The sequence below is a fragment of the Salmonella sp. SAL03688 genome (assembly GCF_046551895.1).
In the GTDB taxonomy this organism is placed as follows: domain Bacteria; phylum Pseudomonadota; class Gammaproteobacteria; order Enterobacterales; family Enterobacteriaceae; genus Salmonella; species Salmonella enterica.
The window spans coordinates 148424-163561 of record NZ_JBGDVI010000006.1 but is presented as its reverse complement, the minus strand read 5'-3'; the positions used below and the strand labels follow the sequence as shown (position 1 = coordinate 163561).

Annotated in this window: 17 protein-coding genes and 1 riboswitch; of the genes, 8 read left to right on the top strand and 9 right to left on the bottom strand. The window is 51.5% G+C overall.

Annotated elements, in window-relative coordinates; all coding sequences use genetic code 11:
* Positions 1–211: 211 nt before the first annotated feature.
* Positions 212–451 carry an invasion protein YobH gene (gene yobH / locus ACLJR2_RS08620; RefSeq protein ID WP_001236777.1) on the bottom strand — a complete coding sequence of 80 codons (240 nt, stop codon included), beginning with the start codon at positions 449–451 and terminating at the stop codon, positions 212–214.
* A 157-nt stretch (positions 452–608) separates the two neighbouring features.
* Between yobH and mgrB the strand changes: the two genes are divergently transcribed.
* From mgrB to rlmA, 6 genes are all read left to right on the top strand, one after another.
* Positions 609–752 carry a PhoP/PhoQ regulator MgrB gene (gene mgrB / locus ACLJR2_RS08615; RefSeq protein WP_000714547.1) on the top strand — a complete coding sequence of 48 codons (144 nt, stop codon included), beginning with the start codon at positions 609–611 and terminating at the stop codon, positions 750–752.
* A gap of 70 nt (positions 753–822) precedes the next feature.
* Positions 823–1110, top strand: a complete 288-nt coding sequence (locus tag ACLJR2_RS08610) for a YebO family protein (protein WP_001534345.1) — start codon at positions 823–825, stop codon at positions 1108–1110.
* 648 nt (positions 1111–1758) lie between these two features.
* Positions 1759–1902 (top strand): DUF2627 domain-containing protein, encoded by a 144-nt coding sequence (locus tag ACLJR2_RS08605; protein ID WP_001537930.1) that lies wholly within the window; start codon positions 1759–1761, stop codon positions 1900–1902.
* Positions 1903–1914: 12 nt separating this feature from the next.
* The gene (cspE, locus tag ACLJR2_RS08600) at positions 1915–2124 is read left to right on the top strand and encodes a transcription antiterminator/RNA stability regulator CspE (protein WP_001062678.1); all 210 of its coding nucleotides are present in this window, start codon (positions 1915–1917) and stop codon (positions 2122–2124) included.
* Between the two features lie 219 nt (positions 2125–2343).
* The gene (ftsI, locus tag ACLJR2_RS08595) at positions 2344–4089 is read left to right on the top strand and encodes a peptidoglycan glycosyltransferase FtsI (protein WP_000730322.1); all 1746 of its coding nucleotides are present in this window, start codon (positions 2344–2346) and stop codon (positions 4087–4089) included.
* Positions 4090–4154: 65 nt separating this feature from the next.
* Positions 4155–4964: a 23S rRNA (guanine(745)-N(1))-methyltransferase gene (rlmA, locus tag ACLJR2_RS08590; protein WP_000010931.1), complete on the top strand. Its 810-nt coding sequence runs from the start codon at positions 4155–4157 to the stop codon at positions 4962–4964.
* On the opposite strand, the gene mntP is transcribed toward rlmA, so the two are convergent.
* From mntP to manX, 5 genes are all read right to left on the bottom strand, one after another.
* Positions 4961–5527 (bottom strand): manganese efflux pump MntP, encoded by a 567-nt coding sequence (mntP, locus tag ACLJR2_RS08585; protein WP_001518359.1) that lies wholly within the window; start codon positions 5525–5527, stop codon positions 4961–4963. The genes rlmA and mntP overlap by 4 nt on opposite strands.
* A 111-nt stretch (positions 5528–5638) precedes the next feature.
* A riboswitch (yybP-ykoY riboswitch) is annotated at positions 5639–5740 on the bottom strand.
* 196 nt (positions 5741–5936) lie between these two features.
* Positions 5937–6395: a DUF986 family protein gene (locus ACLJR2_RS08580; protein WP_000156280.1), complete on the bottom strand. Its 459-nt coding sequence runs from the start codon at positions 6393–6395 to the stop codon at positions 5937–5939.
* Positions 6396–6453: 58 nt separating this feature from the next.
* On the bottom strand, positions 6454–7305 hold the full coding sequence (locus ACLJR2_RS08575; RefSeq protein ID WP_001518647.1) for a PTS mannose transporter subunit IID: 852 nt from the start codon (positions 7303–7305) through the stop codon (positions 6454–6456).
* 12 nt (positions 7306–7317) lie between these two features.
* Positions 7318–8118 carry a PTS mannose transporter subunit IIC gene (manY, locus tag ACLJR2_RS08570; protein WP_000406918.1) on the bottom strand — a complete coding sequence of 267 codons (801 nt, stop codon included), beginning with the start codon at positions 8116–8118 and terminating at the stop codon, positions 7318–7320.
* A gap of 52 nt (positions 8119–8170) precedes the next feature.
* The gene (manX, locus tag ACLJR2_RS08565; RefSeq protein WP_000150523.1) at positions 8171–9139 is read right to left on the bottom strand and encodes a PTS mannose transporter subunit IIAB; all 969 of its coding nucleotides are present in this window, start codon (positions 9137–9139) and stop codon (positions 8171–8173) included.
* Positions 9140–9291: 152 nt separating this feature from the next.
* Between manX and ACLJR2_RS08560 the strand changes: the two genes are divergently transcribed.
* Both ACLJR2_RS08560 and yoaE read left to right on the top strand, forming a co-directional pair.
* The gene (locus ACLJR2_RS08560; protein ID WP_011233029.1) at positions 9292–9624 is read left to right on the top strand and encodes a protein YoaL; all 333 of its coding nucleotides are present in this window, start codon (positions 9292–9294) and stop codon (positions 9622–9624) included.
* Positions 9612–11171, top strand: coding sequence for a CNNM family cation transport protein YoaE (gene yoaE / locus ACLJR2_RS08555; protein ID WP_000421815.1), 1560 nt, complete (start codon positions 9612–9614; stop codon positions 11169–11171). Before ACLJR2_RS08560 ends, yoaE begins: the two co-directional genes overlap by 13 nt.
* Before the next feature lie 21 nt (positions 11172–11192).
* Here yoaE and ACLJR2_RS08550 read toward each other — a convergent pair whose 3' ends face one another.
* From ACLJR2_RS08550 to ACLJR2_RS08540, 3 genes are all read right to left on the bottom strand, one after another.
* Positions 11193–12794, bottom strand: coding sequence for an EAL domain-containing protein (locus ACLJR2_RS08550; protein WP_001534370.1), 1602 nt, complete (start codon positions 12792–12794; stop codon positions 11193–11195).
* Positions 12795–12931: 137 nt separating this feature from the next.
* Positions 12932–14296 carry an L-serine ammonia-lyase gene (sdaA, locus tag ACLJR2_RS08545; protein WP_000624281.1) on the bottom strand — a complete coding sequence of 455 codons (1365 nt, stop codon included), beginning with the start codon at positions 14294–14296 and terminating at the stop codon, positions 12932–12934.
* 263 nt (positions 14297–14559) lie between these two features.
* Complete coding sequence (locus ACLJR2_RS08540; RefSeq protein ID WP_000381531.1) at positions 14560–15138, bottom strand: CoA pyrophosphatase; 579 nt, start codon at positions 15136–15138, stop codon at positions 14560–14562.

Genomic DNA, 15138 nt, shown 5'->3' with positions numbered 1-15138 from the left:
GCAACGTTATTAGCATGACGTTAAAAAAAAGCAGCTGCGAAAAATGTAGCTGCTTTTTTTATAACATCGGGTGGGATGAAATCGTAAAAGTAGATAATATCTGTCGGCTTATTTAACGGTTATTAAAATATTATTTAACAGTACTTATGAACAACAGCCAATATAGGGGAATTATTGGCGATAGTTTCACTGTGAAATTATTTATTGCCGCTTAGCCATTATCCACCACGGTGGCGATTTTTCTGAAAATGGGACAGTCGGAAAAGCCAATAATGCCGCTGTTGGTATGGAGATATTGCGCCGTGCTGGTGCCGCGTGCGGTCAGGTAATGGCACTGTAAACCCAGCCCCGCAGCGTTCACTTTACTTCCCACCAGGATGCCATAGCCGCTCATCAGCAGGCCTATCCACACCAGGGCAAACAATACAATTGCGCGAATGATCAAACGCATTACTACCTCTTTTCTTTTTTAGTTAGAATAAGAGTAGCGTGTACATTGATTGAAACAAGTGAATCATTCCTAAAAACATATAATGCCGCTACAGTTACTCCTGGTTTAAGTAACTCATGATAATTTAGCGACATAAGATGTAAGATCGGAGAGTGGAGTGAAAAAATTTCGATGGGTCGTTCTCGGCATCGTGGTGGTAGTATGCCTGTTGCTGTGGGCGCAGGTGTTTAATATCATGTGCGATCAGGATGTACAATTTTTCAGCGGTATTTGCGCCATCAATAAATTTATTCCCTGGTAAACGTTTTACACCAGAGATTTCCTTCCCGTGTAGCAGTGGTAGAATGACGTTTCTACATTGAGGTGGTGAAATGAACGACGTTTTAAACTCTGGTGCGTTTTCTCTTGCATCTTTAATAGTATCAATGGTGGTTCTGGTGGTGGGGCTGGTGCTCTGGTTCTTTGTCAACCGGGCAAGTTCCCGTGCCAACGAGCAGATAGAACTGCTCGAAGCGTTATTGGATCAACAGAAGCGGCAAAACGCGTTGTTACGTCGCCTTTGCGAAGCAAACGAACCAGAAAAAGAAGCGGAACACGCAACAGCGGCAAGCGAACCAAAAGAGGATGAGGACATCATTCGTCTGGTTGCAGAACGATAATGCTTACCGGGGCGCAAATGGCGCCAGTGCCATACGCCCCATTTCCCCGTCGGATCTCTCCGCGTTGCCGTTTGCAACTGATACTACAGCATCAACACCTTACATAATATATGGCTTTATATGCAACATAGTTTTATATGTATAACAAATGGACATATGGCATTTTTGTGATACCGCTCATTCTCTATTAAAAGCGAAACGTTTCTCTCTCTTTATGGATTGTCATTGTTTGTTCATTATTTTAAGGCATTCTGTAAAGACGCAGAACATCACAAAAAGCGGTGTCGAAAATCGCTTTTCTTTTCTATTATTTTGATTAAAAGGTGTTTTTTATCTTTGTGACAATTTATGCATAACTCAGCATAAAAAGTGATATGAAAAATACAGCTTTTAAATGTGATTTGATGCACTGGAAGAAGCGAAGTTATTGAGCTATGGTAGAAAAATGGCTTTTCAGCAGTGACGTTGTCAGAAGTCCGTCAGCGCGTGAGGATATATCTTTCGCAATTTTGTTGCATAAACGTGCTGTCAATTTGTGAAGGTTCTCGTAATTTGTGCGACGGATCGAGACACGTTTAAAAATGGCTTGCCATAATTAACGTTGTATGTGATAACAGGCTTTGGGTTAAACGAGGTACAGTTCTGTTTATGTGTGGCATTTTCAGTAAAGAAGTCCTGAGTAAACACGTTGACGTTGAATACCGCTTCTCTGCCGAACCTTATATTAGTGCCTCAAGCAGTAATGTCTCAGTTTTATCTATGTTATGCCTACGGGCAAAGAAAACACTCTAAGGAATTTTGCAAATGGCAAAGATTAAAGGTCAAGTTAAGTGGTTCAACGAATCCAAAGGTTTTGGCTTCATTACTCCGGCTGACGGCAGCAAAGATGTGTTCGTACACTTCTCCGCTATCCAGGGCAATGGTTTCAAAACTCTGGCTGAAGGCCAGAACGTTGAGTTCGAAATTCAGGACGGCCAGAAAGGTCCGGCTGCTGTTAACGTAACAGCTATCTGATCGACACCACTGATTTGATGCGTTTGTCGCGTCAGCCTCAGATATAAAGCCTCGCTAAAAGCGGGGCTTTTTAATTCAATATCCTTCAAAATGTGTCTGGATGCGCTCTCGTTAGCGATTTGTTGCAAAGGCGCGATGTTATTAGCATTGTTTTTTCTGGTTTTTCCGTCCGTTTCCCGTTAAATCAATCACCTGAAAAATGATTCGGCTGGAGATCAGGTGAAAAAGAAAAGCGACGGCGATACCCGTAATTTTACGCCCATACGTTTTGCACTACTTTGCACTGCCATTCTGCTCAGTATGGCATTGTTGTTAGGGCGGGTGGCATGGTTGCAAATCGTTACGCCGTCGAAACTGGTGAAACAAGAAGATATGCGCTCGCTTCGTGAAGTGACCACGGCCTCTCCACGCGGCATGATCACCGACAGAGAAGGGCGGCCCTTAGCGGTGAGCGTTCCGGTTAATGCTGTCTGGGCCGATCCGAAGACTATCATAAGCAAAGGCGGCGTTGGCTACAATGAGCGCTGGCAGGCGCTGGCCAGCGCCCTGCATCTGTCGCTCAGTACGCTTGCGGAACGGGTAAACAGTAACCCGGCTGGCCGTTTTATCTACCTCGCGCGCCAGGTTTCACCCCAGCAAGCCGAATGGATAGATAAACTGAATCTACCGGGTATTAACCTGCGGGAAGAGTCGCGCCGTTTTTACCCTGCCGGACACGTAGCGGCCAATTTGATCGGCTTTACCAATATCGACGGGCAGGGAATAGAAGGTATTGAAAAGAGCTTTAACGCGCAACTGACGGGAAAACCGGGCTCCCGGTTGGTGCGTAAAGATAAATTTGGTCACGTTATTGAGAACATTACGGAAGTGAATCCGGTTCCTGCTCATGAACTTCAGCTTAGCATTGATGAACGTCTGCAAACGGTTACCGAAGATGCGCTGGATAACGCCGTCATCTGGAACAAAGCGGAATCCGGCGCTGCCGTATTGATTAACATCCCAACGGGTGAAATTCTCTCGATGGCGAGCTACCCGGATTTCAACCCGAACAACCGTGAAGGCGCGCAGTTGGACGATTTTCGTAACCGCGCGATTAGCGATACTTTCGAACCCGGTTCTACTGTGAAGCCATTGGTCATTATGACTGCGTTACAGCAGGGCATCGTGCAGCCGGACAGCGTTATCGATACCCATCCTTTTACTCTCGATGGACACCGTATCCGCGACGTCGGTTACTATCCGGAACTGACATTAACCGGCATTTTGCAAAAATCCAGCGATACCGGCGTTTCTCACCTTTCTCTGGCGATGCCGGTGCAGAAATTAATGGATACTTATAAAAGCTTTGGTTTCGGCGTGCCTACCGGACTGGGTCTCACCGGAGAGAGCAGCGGGTTATTACCGAAACGCCGTTACTGGAGTGATTTAGATCGCGCTACCTTCGCTTTTGGCTATGGATTAATGGTGACGCCGCTGCAACTGGCGCATGTTTATGCCACGATTGGCAGCTTTGGTATCTACCGTCCGTTATCGATCACCAAAGTTGATCCGCCCGTGATCGGCACGCGGGTAATGCCGGAAGAACTGGTGCACGAGGTGGAACATATGATGGAGAGCGTCGCGTTGCCTGGCGGCGGCGGAACAAAAGCCGCAGTAAGAGACTACCGTATTGCGGTCAAAACCGGGACGGCGAAAAAAATTGGCGATGATGGTAAATACGTCGATAAGTATGTGGCATATACCGCAGGCGTCGCGCCGGCAAGTAACCCCAGGTTTGCGCTGGTGGTGGTGATTAATAATCCGCAAAATGGGGCTTATTATGGCGGCGCGGTATCTGCGCCCGTATTCAGCCAGATCATGGGCGATGTGCTGCGGCTGGAAAATGTTGAGCCAGACGGTATGCCAGCCGATTCAGATCACCTTCTGGTGATGCATGGCAGCCACGTTGCGGTTCCGGGCTCGTAAAGGATTTTCCCGGGGCGCAATTCGCGTTACACTTGCGCCCTTTAGCGCCCCAGTCCGGAGTTGTCATGTCGTTTACCTGTCCGCTTTGCCATCAGCCGCTTACGCAGATTAATAACAGCGTTATATGTCCACAGCGCCATCAGTTTGATGTGGCGAAAGAGGGCTACATCAATCTGCTGCCGGTACAGCATAAACGTTCGCGCGATCCGGGCGACAGCGCCGAAATGATGCAGGCGAGGAGAGCGTTTCTTGATGCAGGCCATTATCAGTCGCTGCGCGATGCCGTGATTAACCTGTTGCGCGAGCGGCTGGATCAGTCGGCCACGGCGATTCTGGATATCGGCTGCGGCGAGGGGTATTACACTCATGCTTTTGCCGAGGCGTTGCCGGGAGTCACCACGTTTGGACTGGACGTTGCTAAAACGGCGATCAAAGCGGCGGCGAAGCGCTATTCGCAGGTGAAGTTTTGTGTGGCGTCAAGCCATCGACTGCCCTTTGCCGATGCGTCAATGGATGCGGTGATCAGAATCTACGCCCCGTGTAAGGCGCAGGAATTGGCGCGCGTGGTGAAACCAGGTGGTTGGGTCGTTACCGCCACGCCTGGACCGCATCATCTGATGGAACTAAAAGGGCTCATTTATGATGAGGTGCGTTTACATGCGCCGTATACCGAGCAGCTCGACGGATTCACATTGCAGCAGAGTACCCGCCTTGCTTATCACATGCAGCTCACCGCCGAAGCGGCTGTAGCACTGTTGCAAATGACGCCATTTGCCTGGCGCGCCAGACCAGAAGTGTGGGAACAACTGGCTGCCAGCGCCGGACTTAGCTGCCAGACGGATTTCAACCTTCATCTCTGGCAGCGTAACCGTTAACCGTGAAAATGCGTCCAGAGGATCTGGACGCCAATTCCTATCAGTACGACCCCGCCGAGAATTTCAGCACGCTTACCCAGCATTGGGCCGATAAAGCGACCGATCATCATTCCGAGGGTGGACATGATAAGCGTGGCGCAACCGATAGCTAATGCGGTAGCGATGATGTTTACCTGCAAAAACGCCAGACCGACGCCAACCGCCATCGCATCGAGGCTGGTCGCGATAGCCGTCGTGACTAATAGCCAAAAGCTGTGGCGGCGTAACGGTGTTTCGTCTTCATCACTACCGCCGCGGATACCTTCGATGATCATGCGTCCGCCCAGAAAGATCAGCAGAACAAAGGCTATCCAGTGGTTCCATTCCAGAACGAATTTACTCGCCAATATCCCCAGCCCCCAGCCGATTAACGGGGTCAGCGTTTCAACCGCGCCAAAGATAAGACCGGTACGCAACGCTTCTGAGAATTTGGGTTTATGTAGGGTGGCGCCTTTGCCAATTGATGCCGCGAAAGCATCCATCGACATGCCGAAAGCGAGAAGAACAGTAGCAGTAAAGTGCATGACAGCGTCCTGACCGGGGTATCCATTAAACACATCACTGCCCCCAGCAAACATGCACGTCGCCATTCTGTGACGAAATACACAGCAGTTGATGCGCCTATGGTCTCGCCTGACCAGCGGCGGCTGGTCCGTACGCGCCACGTTTTGCAACGAGTATGTTGACGCGTACATTTCCGGAGTCTGGAAATCGGCTACTCCCCAATTGACGGCGCAACATTAACATATTTTTAGAATATAAAACAACAGAGATAAAATATTATTTGCCTTCTAATTGAAAACGATTTTCATTTAGATTTATTCATCAATAAAACGTTAAATTAAATAACAATTGGTCAATAGAAAATATAGCCTTAGCTATATTATGATTCGAAATAAAATTCGAAAAACATAGTTGAGGCTATATCTTAGATTATTGATTTTCAATAAGAAGTTTATATATTTTTTCCAGATCGTCGATATTGCGTACACGGATAAGCAAGCGTCGTTGTTCTAATTGCATCACCAGTACGCCGTCTTCCGATAAATTCATCTCTTTAATACGGTTATATTCTATCCAGACATTGGCGAAGAAAAAGCCACGTTGTTTAAAGATGATCCGTGGCGTGCGGATCCAGAATATATAAAACCCCATTAACGCCAGCGCACTTAATAACCATGTGGTCATCTGCGCTCCGTGGCTGGTTACGTTGTTATAAATAAGGATGGCGACCAGCCCAACGAAGATAACGCTGTCTACGCGACCGCGGCGGAGCAGGGCTATAGAAAGCAGAGTGGGGCCATTGCGACGGGGCATGATGAACTGATCGTAGAGAGCGTAAGCCAATAATGCGGCAATAAAGAGAATCAGCACCAGGTCCGTGATAGTCATTTATCCTCCAGAGAAATAAAAAAACGGGGCCGTTTGGCCCCGGTAGTGTACAACGGCCTTACTGACCCAGCAGTCCTACGGAGTAGCCGGCGATACCGATGACGAAGAAGCCCACGATAATCCACAGCGGGTTAACTTTCTTACGCAGCAGCCACATACAGGCAAAGGTCAACAGTAGCGGAACCAGACCCGGCATCAGCTGGTCGAGAATGGTTTGCACGGTGGTAACGCGGGTCTGACCATCCTGACCGGTGATGGTGGAGACCACCAGCGGGATATTCACGTGCGTCCACTTGTTAACCAATGCCCCCATGACAAACAGGCCGAGGATTGACGCCCCCTCAGTCAGTTTTTGCAGGAAGCCGCCGCCCATATCTTTAACGATATCGACGCCTTTGCGGTAGCCATAAGCTACGCCATAATAGCGGGTCGCCAGACGCACCAGGTTAAACAGGATGAAAAACAGCAGCGGACCAAGCAGGCTGCCGCTCATTGCAATACCTGCGCCCAGCGCCGCGAATACCGGACGGACGGTACCCCAGAAGATAGGGTCGCCGACGCCTGCCAGCGGTCCCATCAGACCGACTTTGATACCGTTGATAGCACCATCGTCAATCTCTGCACCGTTCGCACGCTTTTCTTCCATTGCCAGGGTCACGCCCAGTACCGGCGCCGCAACGTAAGGATGAGTGTTAAAGAACTCCAGGTGACGCTTAATCGCCTGTTTACGCGCGTCATTATTCTCCGGATACAGGCGACGAATAGCCGGCACCATAGAGAAGCAGAAGCCCAGCGCTTGCATACGTTCGAAGTTCCATGACCCCTGGAACAGGTTAGAACGAAGAAATACGCCGCGAATATCGCTCGGAGTGAGTTTTTTCTCGGTGGTAGTTTTAGTCATATCAACCATTTCGCTCACCTGTTAGTCCAGTTCGTTATCGAGATCGTTATTGCCAGCCGCCGCTGCAGGCGCGCCCGCTACACGGTTGTATTTCGGGCTCAGCTGGATGTAAAGAATAGCCATCACTGCGCCGATGACACCCAGTGCGACCAGGTTGAAGTTTGTGAAAGCCGCGGTGACGAAACCGAGGTAGAAGAACGGCATCAGGTAGCCTGCGCGCATCATGTTGATAACCATCGCATAACCAACCACGACGATCATGCCGCCGGCGATGTTCAGACCGCCTGTGACGACTTCAGGAATCGCATTCAGCATTCCCTGTACTTCGCTGGTGCCTACGGAGATGGCAACGATAACCGCCGGGATAGCGATACGCATTGCCTGCAGGAACAGAGAAGAAACGTGCAGCCAGGAGAGCGCCGTCAGGTTGCCGTTTTCAGCCGCCTTGTCCGCCGCGTGCTGGAATGCCACGGTGATGGTACGAACGATAATGGTCAGTACCTGGCCTGCCGCCGCCAGCGGAATCGCCAGCGCGATACCGGCGCCAATGCTTTGATGCCCGGCGATGACCAGAACGGTAGAGATGATGGACGCCAGTGCGGCATCAGGCGCAACGGCAGCACCGATGTTCATCCAGCCCAGAGCGATCATTTCCAGAGTACCGCCGATGATAATACCGGTTTTCATGTCCCCCAGAACGGCGCCGATTAAGGTACAGGCGATCAGCGGACGGTGGAACTGAAATTCATCAAGTACCGACTCCATACCTGCGATACATGCGACGATGAACACCAGCACAATCTGAAGAGTGGTAATCTCCATTGTACTTCTCCTATTGCTATCTTAAGTGTGAAAGCTAATTAAATGCCGGCGGTTATTTCGCCACTTTGGCAATTAAATCCATCATTTTCAGTTTCGGATCGGTGGAAACTTTACGCACCTCAAGCTCGATGCCGCGCTCGTTGAGCTTTTTAAAGGCTTCGATATCCTTTTCATCGACGGAAACGGCGTTGTTCACCTGCGTTTTACCTTGACGATAGGCCATACCGCCAATGTTCACGGAAGTGACTTTCACGCCGCCCTCAACGATGCGCTCGACGTCGGTAGGATTGGTAAACAGAAGCATCACGCGTTCGCCGGCGTATTTCGGGTTATTGTAGACGCGAATCATCTTCGCGACGTCAACCACATGCGCCGTAACGCCCGGCGGCGCAACTTGCGTCAGCAGCGTTTTACGTACGGTATCCGCCGCGACTTCATCGCTCACAACAATAATACGGCTGACATTGGTCTCTTTGGTCCAGCGGGTAGCGACCTGACCGTGAATGAGGCGGTCATCAATACGGGCAAGCCCGATAACCATATAATCATTCGGGCCCATCGGTTTTGCCGGCGTGGCCGCTTTTGGCGCGGCGGCGACTGGCGCTGGCGCGGCTTTTTCTACCGGTTTCGCTTTCAGCGCTTTTACGCCTTCACGACCGGTTTCTACCGCCAGTGCGACCAGCTCATCAAAGCTCGGATCGTCGTCACGAGCCATAAACGTTTCGACCAGCATCGGGATGTTGACGCCGGCAATAACTTCATAGCGCTCTTTATCGACGACAATGCGGCTGGCAGCATTAAACGGGCTGCCTCCCCATGTATCAACGAGAAATAGCACGCCTTTACTGGTATCGAGTTTAGCCAACTGAGCGTTGTACTTTTCGATCAGCGTTTCGGCATTTTCGCCTGGAACGAAATCGATCCAGCCGACGTTTTCCTGCTCGCCTAACAGCATTTCGGCTGTTTTAAGTAACTGCTCTGCAGCCCAACCATGTGTGCCTATAACAATAGCAATGGTCACTTGCTACCTCCTTTATTATTGTCAACACATCAACTTGACAGATGTATTTTTTGAATCGCCGTCCGCAAGCGAATCGATTCAGATGAGGGTTACAACGAAAAACGCATGATTTTCGTGAATTATTTTAGATATCGAAAAAAATATTTTGTGTGATGGAGATCCGTAATTTTGTTTTCGATAATGAGAAATTTCGAAGTGTAAAATATCCCGGTTACATCTCTTTGCAAAGGAAGGTAAATCTTTGCCAAAAACCAGTTGTCTCTGTTATGTTTAGCTTCCGTTTAATTAGAATGGGGTATAGGGCAGCAGCCCGTTGTATGGATCGTCACCGACGTCATTTCACTCTTTGGCCGTTTTGCGCCTGTCAATCTGGCATATCTTGCCATAGCCTTACTTTGTTTATTGCGTTACCGCCTGCATCCTTTGAGATGTTGTGGGCGCCGTTTAGTCATTCCTTAAGCAGGAGCTTGTCATGGAATTATTAATGGATCCCTCAATTTGGGTGGGTTTACTCACGCTCGTCGTCCTGGAAATTGTCCTGGGTATCGATAACCTGGTCTTTATCGCGATCCTCGCCGATAAATTGCCGCCAAAGCAGCGTGACAAAGCGCGTCTTATCGGGCTCTCGCTGGCGCTGATTATGCGTCTGGCGCTGCTGTCCATTATTTCGTGGCTGGTGACCTTAACAAAGCCGCTCTTTACCGTCTGGGATTTTACCTTCTCCGGCCGCGATTTAATTATGCTGCTGGGCGGTATATTCCTGCTGTTTAAAGCGACCACCGAGCTGCATGAACGTCTGGAAAACCGCGAGCATGACACCGGACACGGTAAAGGCTATGCGAGCTTCTGGGTGGTAGTCACGCAGATTGTCATCCTGGATGCGGTCTTCTCGCTGGACGCCGTGATTACGGCGGTAGGTATGGTAAACCATCTGCCGGTTATGATGGCGGCGGTGGTGATTGCGATGGCGGTGATGCTACTGGCGTCAAAACCGCTGACCCGTTTTGTCAACCAGCATCCGACGGTGGTGGTGCTCTGTCTGAGTTTCCTGCTGATGATCGGCTTGAGCCTGGTGGCGGAAGGGTTCGGTTTCCATATTCCGAAAGGCTACCTGTACGCGGCAATTGGTTTCTCGATCGTTATCGAGGTGTTTAACCAGATTGCGCGCCGCAACTTTATTCGTCATCAGTCCACGTTGCCGCTGCGCGCGCGTACTGCGGACGCTATCCTGCGTCTGATGGGCGGTAAACGTCAGGCAAGTACGCAACATGAGACGGATAGCCCGGCCGCGATATCGGTGTCGGAAGGCGCCTTCGCCGAAGAAGAACGCTACATGATTAACGGCGTACTGACTCTGGCGTCGCGCTCCCTGCGCGGCATTATGACGCCGCGAGGCGAAATTAGTTGGGTGGATGCGAATCTCAGCGTAGCTGAAATCCGTCAGCAGTTACTCTCTTCTCCGCATAGCCTGTTCCCGGTATGTCGGGGCGAGCTGGATGAAATTATCGGTATCGTTCGCGCGAAAGAGTTGCTGGTGGCGCTGGAAGAGGGCGCGGACGTTGCGGCTATCGCCGCGTCTTCTCCGGCGATAGTGGTGCCGGAAACGCTTGATCCTATCAATCTGTTAGGCGTTTTGCGTCGCGCGCGCGGCAGTTTCGTTATCGTCACTAACGAGTTCGGCGTGGTGCAGGGGCTGGTTACGCCGCTGGATGTGCTGGAAGCGATTGCCGGTGAGTTCCCGGATGCCGATGAAACGCCGGAAATCGTTGCCGATGCCGAGGGCTGGATAGTGAAGGGCGGCACCGATCTTCATGCGTTACAGCAGGCGCTGGAAGTTGACCATCTGGTGAACGAAGAGGGCGATATTGCGACGGTCGCGGGGTTAGTGATCGCCGCTAATGGCCATATTCCTCGTGTAGGCGATGTCATTGATGTTCCGCCACTGCGGATCACCATTGTCGAGGCCAACGACTATCGTGTCGATCTGGTTCGGATTGTTAAAGAACAGCCTGCCCACGACGAAGAGGAATAACGTCACACGCAGGAATCAAGTCTATAGATGCGGCATCGCGGACATAATCTGTCCGTTATGCCGGGCGTGCGGCGGCGCGCTGCCCGCCAGCCACTGTGGAAATTCGCTAATGGGCATCGGCTTCGCATAGAGATAGCCCTGTAACATTTGCACGCCATGCTGGCGCAAATGCTGTGCCTGCGTCTGGTTTTCGACCCCTTCCGCCACCAGTTCAATATTCAGTCTTTGCCCCAGCGCGATAATAATATCGGTCACCGTTGAATTGACCGCATCGGTACCGATGGCGGCGGTGAAGGATTTATCGATTTTCAAAATATCCGGCCGCAGTTTTTCCAGCCAGGAGAGCGAGCTGTTTCCTGTGCCAAAATCATCGATGGCTAACTTGACGCCTTTACGATGCAGCTCGCGCATCAGGCGGTAATCAACGTCAAGCAACGCGTCGCGTTCCGTGAGCTCCAGCACCAGTTGCTGAACAGGTTCCGCACTAAACCAGTACTGATTAAGATCCTTGAGAAGCACGCCGTGTCGGAAATGGCTTGCCGCCACATTGATGCCGATATGAAACTGATGGTTGACGGGGAAATAGTGCCGTTGCCGAATGGTTTCCGCAATCACATAGCGGGTCAGCGGCGCTATCAGGTTATGCTCCTCGGCGATAGGAATAAAAACATCCGGTGAGATCCAGCCCTGGCGCGGGTTATTCCAGCGTAACAGGATCTCAACGCCGGTACACTGCTGCGTGCGGGCATTAAGCAACGGCTGACAAAATAGCTCAAACTCCCGTTCGGCAAGGGCCAGATTAATCTCCCAGGAAAAGCTCATTCTGCTGGCCGTTGCCAGCCAGGCGATATAACCGATCAACAGGCTAAGCAATACGGCCAGCGGTAACTGTGTCGGGAGATGTTTGAACGCCAGTACGCCTGCCGACGGCCCGCTGACGCTGATAGTAAAAGGGAAATGCCGCGATGAAAGCTGGTAACGCTCTTCATCTTTTTTTAATTCCGGAAGAGTATCGACCACGCCCCGACCATATAACAGGTGCCGTTTGCCGACCGTCAGGCTGGCGCTGGTAATTTGCGGCTGCTGCGGCTCAAGTAGCATAGTCGCCAGCAAGTCAATATTCATAATTTCCATCACGCCATCCTGGCCATCGGCAGAGGCGGGATACCACTGAATGAGGATCGGGCTTCCCTTGAGTAACGATTGATCCGTGGAAAGTAGCAGCAGATCGCCAGCTGCGGGAAGATCGGGTTGAAGCTGGCGTATGGGAGTATTACGGGCGCCAAAAATGCTTGAGCAGTAGAGAATTCCCTCTTTTACCAGCCCGATAGAACGAATGGTTTGCAGGCGCGCGGCTTGCTTACGCAACGGCAAATGCGCGGTCGCGCACGGAAGCTCAAGCAAGGGTAGCAGTATGTTTCGTCCGACCAGGAGAGGATGCAGCACATTATCCAGCGCATCAACGGCATGATTCGCGAATGCAACCGTGCGATGGTGATTTAAGTTCCGCTCCGAAATAAATCGGATGCTCAGCGTAAGAATGAGCGTGACCAGTGCACAAATCGTGCAAACAATGAAACGATTACGGCGATAATGATTGATGATCCGTTGTGCTGTTTGCATGCGGGCCGCCCAATAAGCGTTGGCGACAAAAGCCAACCGCGACACAGCAAGTGTAGTGGGGAAACGTGGAGTCGACGAGGAAGAGATAAAAATTTCGCCCATCCGTAGCAGATGGGCGAAGGGAGGGGAAACGGCGTTTAATCACACTGGACTTTAATAGCCAGCCCGCCGCGCGACGTTTCACGGTATTTGGCGTTCATGTCTTTTCCGGTCTCGTACATCGTTTCGATGACTTTATCCAACGAGACGCGCGGCGCGCTGGTTCGACGCATGGCCATACGCGCAGCGTTGATCGCTTTAACCGAAGCAATGGCGTTACGCTCGATACACGGCACCTGCACCTGACCGGCAACCGGGTCGCAGGTCAGCCCCAGGTTATGCTCCATGCCGATTTCAGCGGCAACGCAAACCTGTTCCGGGCTGGCGCCCAACAGTTCAGCAAGGCCTGCCGCCGCCATCGAACAGGCGACCCCGACTTCGCCCTGACAGCCGACTTCCGCGCCGGAAATAGACGCGTTCATCTTATACAGCGCGCCAATAGCGCCTGCCGCCAGGAAGTAGCGGGTGTAAATATCCGGGCTGACAGACTCAATAAAATGGTCGTAGTAAGCCAGTACCGCAGGCACGATGCCGCACGCGCCGTTGGTTGGCGCCGTCACGACGCGACCACCTGCGGCGTTCTCTTCGTTCACCGCCAGAGCAAACATGTTCACCCAGTCAATGACGTTCATCGGATCGCTGGAAAGCTTATCGCTGGAAACCAGCATACGACGCAGCGCGGAGGCGCGACGCGGTACGCGCAGCGGCCCCGGCAGCACGCCTTCGGTATTCATACCGCGATCAATACAGGCCTGCATGGTCTGCCAGACGTGACCGAAATACTCTTCAATCTCTTTCTTGCTATGCAGCGCCAGTTCGTTTTGCATCACCATGCCGGAGAGTGAAAGGCCGGTACTGTTGCAATACTCCAGCATTTCTTTCGCCGATTTAAACGGATAAGGTACAGTAACCTCATTCGTCGCTTCCTGGCCGAAATGCTCTTCATCAACGATAAAGCCGCCGCCGATGGAATAGTACGTCTTGCTATAAATGACCGTGTCGTCATGCCAGGCGTGGATCTGCATCCCGTTTTCATGCAGCGGCAAATTGCCGTTGTGAAAACGCATTCCGTCATCTTTCGGGAAGTCGACTTCGTGACGTCCCTGGGCCAGTAACAGACGCCCGCGCGTTTCGACGTCGCGAATAAAACCGGGGATACTATCAATATCCACGGTAGCGGGTTCATTACCCGCCAGACCCATAATAATGGCGATATCGGTATGGTGACCTTTCCCCGTCAGCGACAGCGAGCCGTAGACATCGACAGCGACGCGGGTAACGTTATCCAGTAATCCTTTTTCGACCAGGTCATCGACGAACTGTTTACCGGCCTTCATCGGGCCAACAGTGTGGGAAGAGGAGGGACCAATCCCTACCTTAAACATGTCGAATAGGCTAATCACGATAATACTCCTGACAGGGCAACCGGGGCTTCCGGTTACGATGTTATAACTGCGCATAGTGTAAGAGGGAACGCTGGCATCAGCTTAACTATTCACATGAATTAAACTAATGAATAACCGCGTTTTTACTAATATTGCGACAGTAATCTCAAGTCGTGTCTTGCGCGCGTAAAGTTAAGTATATACACGTTGCCCTTCAGGCTGCCTCTTTGGGGGAGGCGATTGTTACCGCCTTGAGGCAACGTGAATGGCGTTGTGTACAGTCAGGGCTTTACGCCGATTTGCAGCGCCAGCTCACGAAGAATGTTTGCGGTCATGCCCCAGACGAAATAATGCTCATACCAGGAGAGCCATACGCGGTGCGAATTGCCGCGACGGTAAACATCAAGCGGATGATATCGACCCAGTTGCAACGCTTGCGCCAGCGGCATTTCAAACACCGCAGACACTTCGTCTTCACTGGCGCGCCAGGGGAGATTTGGCGGAATAATGCCGACCACCGGGGTGACCTGAAAACCGGTCACGCTGTCTACCGGCGGTAAAACGCCAATCACTTCCACGGCTTGTGGCGGGATGGCGACTTCCTCCTGCGCTTCGCGAAGCGCTGCGGCGATAAGCGAAGCATCGGTACTGTCCACGGCCCCGCCGGGAAAGGCGACCTGTCCGGCGTGTTTGCGCAAATGAATAGCCCGCTGGGTCAGCAGCAGCCCCGGTTGGGGGCGGCGAACCACAGGGATCAGTACGGCGGCCTGACGTTGGTTTAACGTTTCATGAGTTATCTGCGGGCGCAAAAGCTGAAAGCGCGATAAGAAATGATCGAGCGTCAGACGGCTGGTATCCAC

Bases quoted from the DNA above. Each gene is read 5' to 3' on its own strand.
- yobH (WP_001236777.1), bottom strand. From the start codon at position 451: ATGCGTTTGATCATTCGCGCAATTGTATTGTTTGCCCTGGTGTGGATA.
- ACLJR2_RS08610 (WP_001534345.1), top strand. From the start codon at position 823: ATGAACGACGTTTTAAACTCTGGTGCGTTTTCTCTTGCATCTTTAATA.
- ACLJR2_RS08605 (WP_001537930.1), top strand. From the start codon at position 1,759: ATGTGTGGCATTTTCAGTAAAGAAGTCCTGAGTAAACACGTTGACGTT.
- cspE (WP_001062678.1), top strand. From the start codon at position 1,915: ATGGCAAAGATTAAAGGTCAAGTTAAGTGGTTCAACGAATCCAAAGGT.
- rlmA (WP_000010931.1), top strand. From the start codon at position 4,155: ATGTCGTTTACCTGTCCGCTTTGCCATCAGCCGCTTACGCAGATTAAT.
- mntP (WP_001518359.1), bottom strand. From the start codon at position 5,527: ATGCACTTTACTGCTACTGTTCTTCTCGCTTTCGGCATGTCGATGGAT.
- ACLJR2_RS08580 (WP_000156280.1), bottom strand. From the start codon at position 6,395: ATGACTATCACGGACCTGGTGCTGATTCTCTTTATTGCCGCATTATTG.
- ACLJR2_RS08575 (WP_001518647.1), bottom strand. From the start codon at position 7,305: ATGGTTGATATGACTAAAACTACCACCGAGAAAAAACTCACTCCGAGC.
- manY (WP_000406918.1), bottom strand. From the start codon at position 8,118: ATGGAGATTACCACTCTTCAGATTGTGCTGGTGTTCATCGTCGCATGT.
- ACLJR2_RS08560 (WP_011233029.1), top strand. From the start codon at position 9,292: ATGGAGATCCGTAATTTTGTTTTCGATAATGAGAAATTTCGAAGTGTA.
- yoaE (WP_000421815.1), top strand. From the start codon at position 9,612: ATGGAATTATTAATGGATCCCTCAATTTGGGTGGGTTTACTCACGCTC.
- ACLJR2_RS08550 (WP_001534370.1), bottom strand. From the start codon at position 12,794: ATGCAAACAGCACAACGGATCATCAATCATTATCGCCGTAATCGTTTC.